This is a genomic window from Stieleria mannarensis, from assembly GCF_014154935.1.
GTDB classification, from domain to species: Bacteria; Planctomycetota; Planctomycetia; order Pirellulales; family Pirellulaceae; genus Stieleria; species Stieleria mannarensis.
Genome location: NZ_JACEHH010000045.1, coordinates 62,150 through 72,996, shown reverse-complemented (window position 1 = coordinate 72,996; position 10,847 = coordinate 62,150). Strand labels below are relative to the sequence as shown.

At 59.4% G+C, this 10,847-nt stretch carries 9 protein-coding genes; 2 read left to right on the top strand and 7 right to left on the bottom strand.

Annotation, left to right across the window (positions count from 1 at the left end; all coding sequences use genetic code 11):
* Positions 1 to 61: 61 nt before the first annotated feature.
* Positions 62 to 1,141 (bottom strand): pyridoxal-phosphate-dependent aminotransferase family protein, encoded by a 1,080-nt coding sequence (locus H1B37_RS25205; RefSeq protein WP_286178152.1) that lies wholly within the window; start codon positions 1,139 to 1,141, stop codon positions 62 to 64.
* Between the two features lie 202 nt (positions 1,142 to 1,343).
* Here H1B37_RS25205 and H1B37_RS25200 point away from each other — a divergent pair, with 202 nt between their 5' ends.
* Positions 1,344 to 1,574, top strand: a complete 231-nt coding sequence (locus tag H1B37_RS25200) for a SlyX family protein (protein ID WP_182870046.1) — start codon at positions 1,344 to 1,346, stop codon at positions 1,572 to 1,574.
* Positions 1,575 to 1,696: 122 nt separating this feature from the next.
* On the opposite strand, the gene H1B37_RS25195 is transcribed toward H1B37_RS25200, so the two are convergent.
* The 5 genes from H1B37_RS25195 to H1B37_RS25175 all read right to left on the bottom strand — a co-directional run bounded on the left by H1B37_RS25195 (position 1,697) and on the right by H1B37_RS25175 (position 8,219).
* A complete protein-coding gene (locus tag H1B37_RS25195) occupies positions 1,697 to 4,060 on the bottom strand; it encodes a hypothetical protein (RefSeq protein WP_182870045.1) in 2,364 nt (787 codons plus the stop codon).
* A 415-nt stretch (positions 4,061 to 4,475) separates the two neighbouring features.
* A complete protein-coding gene (locus tag H1B37_RS25190) occupies positions 4,476 to 4,922 on the bottom strand; it encodes a hypothetical protein (RefSeq protein ID WP_182870044.1) in 447 nt (148 codons plus the stop codon).
* A 370-nt stretch (positions 4,923 to 5,292) separates the two neighbouring features.
* Positions 5,293 to 6,570, bottom strand: a complete 1,278-nt coding sequence (locus tag H1B37_RS25185; protein ID WP_182870043.1) for a hypothetical protein — start codon at positions 6,568 to 6,570, stop codon at positions 5,293 to 5,295.
* Between the two features lie 484 nt (positions 6,571 to 7,054).
* Positions 7,055 to 7,687, bottom strand: coding sequence for a TVP38/TMEM64 family protein (locus tag H1B37_RS25180; protein WP_182870042.1), 633 nt, complete (start codon positions 7,685 to 7,687; stop codon positions 7,055 to 7,057).
* Complete coding sequence (locus tag H1B37_RS25175) at positions 7,680 to 8,219, bottom strand: pyridoxamine 5'-phosphate oxidase family protein (RefSeq protein ID WP_286178151.1); 540 nt, start codon at positions 8,217 to 8,219, stop codon at positions 7,680 to 7,682. The genes H1B37_RS25180 and H1B37_RS25175 overlap by 8 nt, the downstream gene beginning before the upstream one ends.
* Positions 8,220 to 8,267: 48 nt before the next feature.
* Between H1B37_RS25175 and H1B37_RS25170 the strand changes: the two genes are divergently transcribed.
* Positions 8,268 to 9,494: an outer membrane protein assembly factor BamB family protein gene (locus tag H1B37_RS25170; RefSeq protein ID WP_182870041.1), complete on the top strand. Its 1,227-nt coding sequence runs from the start codon at positions 8,268 to 8,270 to the stop codon at positions 9,492 to 9,494.
* A 78-nt stretch (positions 9,495 to 9,572) separates the two neighbouring features.
* Here the strand turns inward: H1B37_RS25170 and H1B37_RS25165 are convergent, their stop codons facing one another.
* Positions 9,573 to 10,841, bottom strand: a complete 1,269-nt coding sequence (locus H1B37_RS25165) for a lactonase family protein (protein WP_182870040.1) — start codon at positions 10,839 to 10,841, stop codon at positions 9,573 to 9,575.
* Positions 10,842 to 10,847: the final 6 nt, after the last annotated feature.

Genomic DNA, 10,847 nt, shown 5'->3' with positions numbered 1-10,847 from the left:
TGGGAGTTGGGAGTTGGGAGTTGGGAGTTGGGAGTTGGGAGTTGGGAGTTGGGAGTTGGGCTTATCCCGCCGGGAGGCAAGCTTGGAGTGCGGCGAGGAGGGTGGCGACGTTTTTCTTGGATGCCGATTCGCCCATCAGCCCGATCCGCCAGGCTTTTCCGGCAAACACGCCCAAGCCGCCTCCGATTTCGATGTCATACTCGTCGAGCAACCGCCGGCGCACGGCCGCTTCGTCGATGCCTTCGGGAACCGACACGCAGTTCAAGGTACAAAGCGAGTGATCGGGAATGTAGCCGAGCCCCAGATCCTCCAGGCCTTTGCGAAGCAAGTCGTGCATTTCACGATGGCGTGCGATCCTGGCGTCCAGGCCTTCTTCCAGCACGATCGCCAAGGCTTCGCGGAGCGCGTAGATCATGTTGATCGGCGCGGTATGGTGATACGCCCGGCCGCCGCCACCGGTGTAATAATTCTTCAGCATCGAGACGTCCAAGTACCAGGAACGCGACTTGCTGGACCGTGCCTCCATCGCTTCGATGGCGCGGTCGGAGAAGGAGACTGGGGAGAGTCCCGGCGGACACGACAGGCATTTTTGGGTTCCGGAGTAGATTGCGTCGATCCCCCAATCGTCGACACGCACGTCGTGGCCGCCGAGCGAGGTGACGGCGTCGACGGCAAACAGCATCCCGGCGTCGTGCAACAGATCGCCGACTCCGCTCAGGTCTTGCAAAGCGCCGGTGGAGGTTTCGGCATGGACCACGCCCAACATCTTTGCTTTGGGGTGTGCCGCAACGGCTTCGGAGAACTGATCCAGCGTGAACGATTTTCCCCAGGGAATCTCGACGGCGTGAACGCTCGCGCCGCAACGTTCCATGTTGTCTTTCATGCGGCCGCCGAAGACGCCGTTGATCATCACGATCGCTTCGTCACCGGGTTCGAGCAGGTTGACCAGGATCGTTTCCATCCCGGCCATTCCGGTTCCGGAGACGGGAAAGGTGAGCGCGTTTTTGGTACGGTAGACCTGCCGGATCATCTCGCAGGTCTCGTCCATGTACTCGATGTACTGGGGGTCGAGATGCCCGAGCGTGGGAGCGGAAATCGCTTGTAAAATCCGTGCCGGCACCGTGCTGGGGCCTGGCCCCATGAGCAATCGTTGTCGAGGATGAAGTGGAGAGACCATCTTGGGTAGGACAGGTTAAAAGGATGGCGGGCAAAGACAGCGTGGAGGATTCTACGCGAAACCCTCTCCCGCTTCGACCGCCGACCGCCACAATGTCCGAGACCGGGAATAAGAACATGAATTTCTCACGACCGAAACTCCTTCGCCCCAGGGGAAGCTGATGCCCATGAACCAAGCTCCGATGAACGAGGAAACCGAACGAATCAAGCAGTTGGAGATGCAACTGGCCCACTTGCAGCGTCAATACGACGTGCTGAACGACGTCGTGACGGAACAGTCGATGCTATTGGACCGAGTCAACAAACGGATCGCCAAGTGGGAACAAGAGGTCGACCGGATCAAAAACGTGACCGATTCGGAATCCCATCCGTTGGATGAAAAACCGCCGCATTATTGACCGAGATCCGCAACGCAGATTTGCCGCCCAGGCGCAGCAACCTTTGCCGGAACGTGGATCGCTGGTGCACTCCACGCTCTGGCGAGCGTAGCTACGTAAGCCATCGTGACGTGAACGGGGCGTTACTGGCGGGGGGATTTCATCGCCAGCGCGACGTCGGGGCGTAGTTGCGAGAACGCTTCGATGCCGTCGACCGAGACGTCGGTGCCGACCAGTCCGATCGAGACCAACTGGGGCGAGTTGGACAGTCGCAGCAACGTGTCATTGTTCAGTCTGCAGTCGCGGAAGGAGAAACCGGTTGTCAACGGCAACTCGACGTTCGCCGAAGCGGGCAGTTTGACGTGGCAGTCGACGAAGTTCAGGTTCGTGGAGAGCCGCCCGAGTGTGTTGATGGCTGCGGGGGTGAGTGTGGCAAATTGAATCTCGACCCCGTCAATCCCCCAATCATCGTGGCGTCGCTCGCAGTTTCCGAATCGCGGCTTGACCAAGGTGACGTAGTCCAAATTTTTGATTCCACGCAGTGACCGGATCAATTCGTCGTCGACGACGGCGTTGGTCAACCAAATCCGTTCCAGGTGGGGCAATTGGCAGACTTCTTTGGCGACGGGTCGGTGCTGGCAGTCGAAATACAGGTCGATCAACCGCGGGAAACGGGCCGCCGCTGTCAGCGCCCGGCCATCCAAGTAGCCGCCTTCGACATGCAGCGTCCACAGGCTGTCGGTCGCGCCGATTCGTGAGAGCGTCTCGGCATCCACGTCGAAGGCCTGTTGCTGACGTGATGCCAGTCCCAACCATTGGACTTCATCCAAGCACCATCGGTCGATATTTTTCTCCGAAAACGATTCGTACGAGATCGCCGCTCGGTTCGCCCTGCCCGACCAGGCTTCGCCAAACACCTCACTCAAACGCGCGGGCAGATACAACCCTTCTTCGTCAAGATGCCACATCCCCATCTCGACTTGACCGCCCAGCTCCCGCACTTCACTGATCATCCGCTGCCGCACTTGAATGCGTTTGATGCCTTTGCTGTAGCCGCCGAAACAAATCGCCAGGCAGGTGGCCGCGAACAGCACGAGTCGAATCGAGATCTGTTTCTCGCCGATCAGCAGCACCGTCACCACGATCCACGTCAGGCCGAATAGCCCGACCAGCATCATCGTCAATCCGTACGTCGTCCAGCCCGGAGGATAGCTGCTGAGGTAGGCGACACCGGCGGTCAATGCGACACCGGCGGCGCCCATGAAGGTGCGGTGCCGACCGAGCAGTTGGCGCGACGCCGCACCCAACCGCGTCGCTTTGAACCAGATCGCCAGTACGGCCAGGACAACGATGAACGCGAACATCCCTCCGCCGGCCCGCTGCGGCTGGAAGATGCGTCGCATCATCATCGAATTCGATCCGGGGCCGGCCAGTTCGGTCAACACCGGGGCCGGGGCATACCGGGCGACGACCGGTTTGGGCGGGGCGGCATGTTTCGAGTTCACCACCGGTGCGTCGGAGTAGATCGCGGTGTCGGTGAAGCGATCATCGATTTCAAATCCGACGCGGGTCAACTGCAACTGGTTGCTCCATCGCCGGCACGCGGTGACCTGTTTGGGGTACCAAAGTCCGGTCGAGGGATCGAATTGAAAGGAATCGATTTCGATCGTCTTGTATTCCGGCCAGCGATCCCCCGCCGGGGTCTCGAAGGATTGCCGCAGCGGTAACAGCGAGCGATCCTTCGCCAGGTAAACCTCGCAGTCGGAGACGATGTCCAGATCTTCGTTGTTGATCCCAAACCATCTGACGTGCCAGCACGGGTGGCCGTTGAACTGGACCTCTTCAAAACTTGGTTGACCGATCACCGATTCCGGCGGAAACAACGGTCTTTCAGCGTCGGCCAGAACCAACCAGTTCAGATGCCGTGAGAAATAGAAGTCGACGAGAACGCCGTGAGGCAACAACGGCGCAACGTTGCGTTCTTGGGCATAGACGTTCGTCGAGAGCGGGCGATTGGTGATGCTATGAAAGAAACGCATCCGGCCGACTTGGCCGTCGTAGGCAAACACCATCTTCTGTTGACTCGGCTCAAGACGCTCCGCCCGAAAACGGTCGCCCAATCGCAAAAAATCGTCGCTTAAAGAAACCACCGGCGTTTGACTGGACCAGTCCGTCGATCCGACCGGATCCTGTGATGAATCGTCGCGAATGGTCGGATAGGTTTGGATCGTTCGCTTCAATCCCCAACCCTTGTACGCTTGACGCACCGCGGCGATCTCCGCTTTCAACCGACTCAATCCGCTCGCCGTTGTCAGCGCCGGGACTTGACCGTCGGTGATCGAGGGCGGCGAAACCTTGCTGATCAACGAGGGGGAATCCGCGGTCGCCGCAGCGGCGGTCGAAGCGAAAATGACGAGGCAGGTGACCAAGCGGAATTGATCAACACGGCGTCCGGAACGCGCCGGCGAGTTGAATTCCACGCAATGAGTCGCGTCTTGAAGGAACATCGTGGCTCACAGGTTGCATCGTGCGAATGCTTCGAAAAGCGGGAGAAGGTTGGTACACGATAGCGAATCGGCCAGCGCCGGGTCAAAAAAGATTGGTACCTTGGAAAGAAATTTTACGCGGTACCACGTGCCGGTCGGCGAGCCGGCTCATCAAAGGAGAGCTCCCTCTGTCGACTCCGATCCAGTGATTTGGCTGTCGATCGGCTGCTCGCCGATGCAATTCGCTGCCAGAGACTGAGGGTGGCGTAACTGCGACAGTGCGTTCAAAACCCGGGGATCCACCGTCCGGCGAAGGGGGCGATGTTCGCTGCGCCGAGCAACGCCGTTCAGCAAGGAACGCGCAAAAATAAAACCGGCAACGCAACGGACGCGTCACCGGTTCTCGATTGAATCAGCCAGTCGCCGACATCCATCGCTACTCTTTCTTTGCCAGCTCAAAGCCTTTCTTGAATGCTTTGTCGTTGTAGATCAGCTTCAACTTGGCGGCATCATCTTCGGCCCCTTCCGCTTTGCCTTTGCAGTTGTTGCAGCAGAACGCGACTTCGGTGCCGGCCAGTTTGATCGCGGTCGACTCGTTCAATTTTCCGCCGCTAAACGGGCACTTCTTTTGCACGTATTGCTTGGTCGCAACCAACTGATGATTGGCTTTGACGGCATACTTTTCGGTGTCCTTGGCAAACTTGCCGGCGCAACCGTTGCAGCAGAAATAGACTTTGGCGTCTTTATAGTCGGCGGACTTGCTGGCGTCGGCGGCTTTCTTGGCGACCACGCACTGAACGTCTTTCAGGTCCACGTCGGCGGTCAGGGTGGTGGCGGTCGCGACGACCAGGACCGCGACGGCAGAGGCTAGGAATCGTTTCATGGTTGGACTCATTTGAGGGTGTGAAACGGAGAGAATGGTGAGCCTGATAAAGGCGCACGGACTTTCACAATAGGCAAATTTTCGCTCCAAGACCAATGCTGAGTGCCGTCAGAACGGGAAAAATCCGCAAAATCTAACGCTCTGATGCCAGCACGACGCGTCAGCGGCCTGGTGATTGAATCGCAACCGAAACAAAAGTGAGCCGATGGCGCTAGCCGCGGGCCTCGAAGGGCGATGGCGGCACCGCGAGGCCCGCGGCTAGCGCCGTCGGCTCACTCCATCGACCGCCCGTGAGCGAGTGGCCCACGGCGGAGGCGGCGCTGACTGGCGGGCCGCTCGCTGACGCTTCCCGCTGGCATTTGTGGCGGGGTTAGGATGCTGCGGTGGCGGTCCATGACGCGGGGGGGTCGTCCACGGTCGCTCGCAGAATCTGCAAGATGTCGCCGCGGTCCTGTGAGCTCAAATGCCCGTATTCCGGGGAGACATCCTGCCCGGAGAGCACCTGCCACAACCGCTGAAAGACGCGGTCTTTGAGCTGCGAATCCAAGGCTGCGAACGCGGGCGAATAAATCGTGTAGCTGCACGGGTACCGAAACAGCCGCCGCTTGAGATCGAACTGTCGCAGCGATCTGCCGTCCCTGGTCGTCGGGCCCTTTGTTGCGAAGTCGTCGGTGAAGGTGTTGGAACAACTGATCGGCGACTCCAGCTTCGCTTCATCGACAAACAGTAAATGGTCGACGACCTTCTTGGCCGAACGGTCGATGACCGAATCCAAATCCGCCACCCCGCCGTCTGTATCGGTGGAACGGTTGCGTGCTCGTCGCACGGCATAATTCGCGCTGGCGAGTTGATTGTGCATTTCCACCTGATGTTCCAACACCATCAGCGCCACGATGTCGCTGCTGGCGACGGGCCATCGCGACAGGTCAAACTGCCCCTGCAGCGTTTCGGCATTGGACGGGCCCAACGAAACGAGTTGGTCGCCCTCGAGAAACGCGTTGCCCATGTGTTTCATCAAGCCGTGGCCACCGGTCACGTACCATCCACCCCAGCGTTCGGCGATCGGGCTGGTGTGATCGGTGACGAAAGAATCGAGCAACAGATTGATCTTGCCGTTGCTTCGCGCCATCACGCTCTGGATCGTGTGCACCGGCACCTTGCCGTGGTCATCGGTTCGTTCGTGACAGCCCAGGCAGCGAAAATTCTCGCGTCGCATCGAGGGGCGTCTCGGGGACATATTGATGGTGTAGTACACCGCCCCCAGCTTTGGATCGGCGGCGGAGACTTCCAACAGCGAACTGCCGCGGACCCAACCGACGTAGACATCGTCCCCGAAGAAAATCGCTCGCGGGTTGGTCGGCGAAATCCGTCCGGTCTGCAAACTGGTTTTGGAAAACACGAGTGCCTGGGACGACACCGGAACTTGCAGCTCCGCGAGGATCGATCGCAGGTACCCGTAGCCGTCTTCGTAAATTAAATCGAGTTCACCCGAGTCGACTTTGTCGATCATCGCCGACACACGGTTTTCACCCTTGGTCTCGGTGTAATGGATCGGCGCTTCGTCCAGTCGCGACTGGGCGTGGCAAAACGATTGCACGCTGAACAAGAACAGCAGTGTTGAAAACCAGAGAAAACGGAGGTCGTGCATCGGAGGTGGGATTGATCTGCAGGGGGATGCCGGACGATGGGGCGAGCAGGGAAGGAACTCGTCACCTGCGCCGCCAGTTTATCCTACCGATCAAGCAAACGCATCAGCAGCACAAAAGTCGACGCGGAAAGCCGCTTCGTCGTTTTTTCCAGTCAGCTGCGGTCGGATTGGTCAAAAAATTTGTTGGTCAGAAAATGGGAGGCAGGAAGCTCCGATCGCTACCGGTTCAGCCTGGGCTGGCGAAAATCAATGGAACTTGGAACGTTGGGTAGGTTCGGGGACGTTCAGCGATTCTGCTGGATCCCTCGATTGCAAATTGCAAACTGTTCATTGCGAAATTCAAATTTGCCGGGAGTCGTTCCAATCATTTCGCAATTTGCACTGTTCATTTTGCAATTTTCAATCGTTGCCGGTTCACCAGTTTTCGACGCCACGTACTTTTCAACAGGCCAGGTTCAGCCCCCATTTTTTGACCACCTCATCTTCACTCCGGAAGCCACCGTTTTGCCGCCGCGGCGATCAGGACCGGCAAACCGATCGACGCCCCGAGCGCGAACGGTAGCCACTGGTGACGTTGGGCGTATTCACCGAGGGCGGAATAGGCGATCGCGATCCCCAGGTTGCTCAGCAGGATCGCCGGCAGGAATCTCCGCCAGGAAAGCCGATGGATTCCAGAAATCAACACGCTCGCCTCGGCAAAAACCGGCACTGCGCGCGTCAGCACCAGCACCAGCGGCCCGTACCGCTGACTGACCTCGCGCATCCGATCGAGATCTTCGCCGCTGGAAAACCACAGCGCGAAGGGCTGCCCCCATCGCCGGGCCAACGCAAAGCCGATGACCGCACCAAGATTCATCCCCACCCAAGTCGCCAGCGTCCCACGCCACCACCCGAGTTGCCAACCGCTCATCGTGCTGACCACGCTGGATGGGATCGGCAGCAAGATGTCCGTCGCCAGCAACCCGATCACCAATGCCGCGGTCGCCGCGACCGACGGCGGATCTTCGGCGACGCCGCGCAGCCAAGTTTCCAATTGGCCGCCGAACAACAGGAACGGCAACACGGGAACCAACAAGACGACGCACATCAACGGCAACGTGCGGAACAATTCACGCATCACCGGCCTGTCGGAAATCCACCTCGTGATACTCCAACGCCCATTCACGCATGAATCGGACCTTGACCGGATCGATGCGATAAACGATCAGCTGGGGATTGTCGATCGATCCCAGGTAATTGCGCAGCAACGGATTCGCGTCCCAGATCTGTTGCAACACCGCCGCGTCCTCCACGATCGTCGCCACCCCCGTGATGCGGACCTGGTCGTGACTGTCACTCAGATAACACAGCTCGACCTTCGGGTTGGCCGCGATTTCGGCGGTCTTGTGATAGCTCCGCAAATTGGCCACATAGACGGTGAACCCGTCGGTGCGGACAGGGGAAACGGGGCGAAGCCGTGGCTGGTCGCCATCGATCGAAGCCAAATAGGGAAAGCGGTCCTGTTTCACGACGGATCGGGCAAGGCCGACGACTTGGCCGGGCTGGATCGGTTCGGGCTGGGGCTTGGTCATCACTGGAGTATAGCGAATCGGCACCGGATCGGCGTTCCAGTTGAGAACACGTCGCGGGCGACCTATGATTGCACGCAAGACATTCCTTCCCACACTCGCCCACCCGATCGCCTGGATCTCCTACTGATGCGCAGCACCGCCGCCGTCCTCCTGGTGACAGTCTTCACTGTCACGTCATTCGCATCCAATTGGCCCGAATTCCGAGGCCCTTCCGGGGACGGCCATGCCGGCGACGCGGACCTGCCCGTCGCGATCGATGATTCGGTCGTCAAATGGAAGACGCCGATCCACGGCAAAGGATGGTCCTCGCCGGTGGTTTGGGGCGACCAGATCTGGTTGACGACGGCTACCGAAGACGGCACGAAAATGTCCGTCCTGTGTGTCGACCGCAACAGCGGAACGATCGTGCACGACAAGGTGCTGATGGAAAATGATTCGCCCGCGTTCTGCCACCCGATGAATAGCTACGCGACGCCGACGCCGGTGATCGAAGCCGGACGCGTTTACATTCACTTCGGCAGCTACCTGACGGCTTGCCTGGACACCGCCGACGCCGAAGTGATCTGGAAACGCGAGGACCTGGAATGTGATCACCACCGTGGCCCCGCATCGTCGCCGATCCTGCACGACGGCAAACTGTTCATCGCCTACGACGGATACGATGTGCAGTATGTCGTCGCGCTCGATAAACAAACGGGCGAAACGGTTTGGAAAAAGCAACGCCAAATCGACTACGGCACCAATGACGGCGACCGGATGAAAGCGTATTGCACCGGCCACGTGATCACCGTCAACGGTCAAGAGCAACTCGTTTATCCCAGCGCCGTGGCGACGATCGCCTACGATCCCTCCGACGGCGAAACCTTGTGGACGGTTTATCACGAAGGCATGAACGCGTCGGCGCGGCCGCTGTACGGCGACGGGTTGGTGTTCATCACCAACGGCATGGGATCGATGGTTGCCGTTCGCCCCGACGGCAAGGGGGACGTGACGGGGACTCACATCGAGTGGTCCGGCCGAAAAGGCGTCGCCAAAAAGTCGTCGCAGTTGCTCGTCGGCGGCTTGCTGTACATGAACAGCGACGACGGGGTGATCACCGCACGCGATCCCAAGACCGGTGACCTGACCTGGCAAGAACGTGCCGGCGGTTCCTTCGCCGCCTCGCCGATCTACGCCGGCGGCCGGATTTATTGCTTCAGCACCGAAGGCGACATCGTGACGATCCAACCCGGCCAAGACTACCAGGAATTGGCCAAGACCAAACTCGGTGACGGCTTCATGGCCTCCCCCGCCGTCGTCGACGACCAACTGATCCTCCGCAGCAAGTCGCAGCTGTATTTGATCGAGCGATGACGCCGCCGACTGGGACGGTCGGCGGCGATCGAAAGAATGTGGGTCAAAAAATGGGTTGGTCAAAAAATGGTGGCGTTCTCATTGGACAGAGAGATCCAAGAACATCATGTGTGATGGGTTGCCGACCGCGGCGTAGTGGCCGGTGAAATCCAGTGCGCCGGTTTGCCGATTGACTTTGAAAATCGCGATGTTGTCGGCGCGTTGGTTCAGGCAGTAAAAGAACCGGCCGGTCGGGTCAAAGCTGAAACTGCGCGGATAGTTCCCCCGCGTCCACTCCTCGCCGACGTAGCGGAGTTCACCCGTTTTTCCGACCGAAAAAATCCCCACACTGTCGTGCAATCGGTTTCCGGCGTAAACGAATCGACCGTCGCCGGAAACCAAGATTTCAGAGCAGAAATTGCTGCCGACAAACTCGGTCGGCAGCGTCGAGATCGTTTGTCGCTCCGTCAATCGACCGGCATCCGAGTCGTAGTCGAACAGGACGATCGTCGATCCTTCTTCTTGAATGCTGTACAACCAACGCCCACCGGGATGAAAATGAAAGTGTCGCGGCCCGTCTCCCGGTGGCAATGAAACCGACGGCGGGTCGCTGGCGGTCAGCGTTCCCGTCTGGTCGTCGAATCGCCACAGAAAGATCTTGTCGAGTCCTAGGTCGCAATGCAGCACGTAACGTCCCAAGGGATCGGATTGGATCATGTGGGCGTGGGTGCGGTCGTGACCGCTGATGGCGAAGCTTCCCGGCGGGGCGTTGGTGGCTTGTGTCGGCCCGATCGTGCCGGCGTCCTGTTTGACGTCGACCGGTTCGCCCAACTGTCCGTCCGAACTGATCGGCAAAACCGCCACGCTGCCGCCGAAGTAGTTGGCAACCAGTAGAAACCGGCCGCTCGGATGAATGCTGACGTAGGTCGGCCCGGCACCGCCGCTGCGCACCGTCCCCATCAACGTCAGCTCACCGGAGGATCGATCGATCGAAAACGTGCTGACCGACCCCTCCTTGGCCGCTCCGACACGATCGGTTTCGTTGGCCGAATACAATCGCGTGCCCGCCGCATTGACGGCCAAGCAACTTGGGCTGGTCCCCATCCGTTGCGTCCCGATTGCAGTCAATTCTCCCGTCTGACGATCGACGCGGAACAGATGAATGCCGCGTCCGTTGCCCGGCGGTAAGTCGACCTGGGTCGGCAAGACATCCTGAAGCGGCGAGCTAAACGTGCCGACGTACGCGATCAACGGCGGCGAGTCGTCGGCGGCCTGTGCATGGACAAGCTCGCCGACAAGTGGGCTCGCTGCGGCCAAGGCGACCGAGGTTTTCAGGAAAGAGCGTCGAGAACGGGAGGAGGGATTCATCGCAAA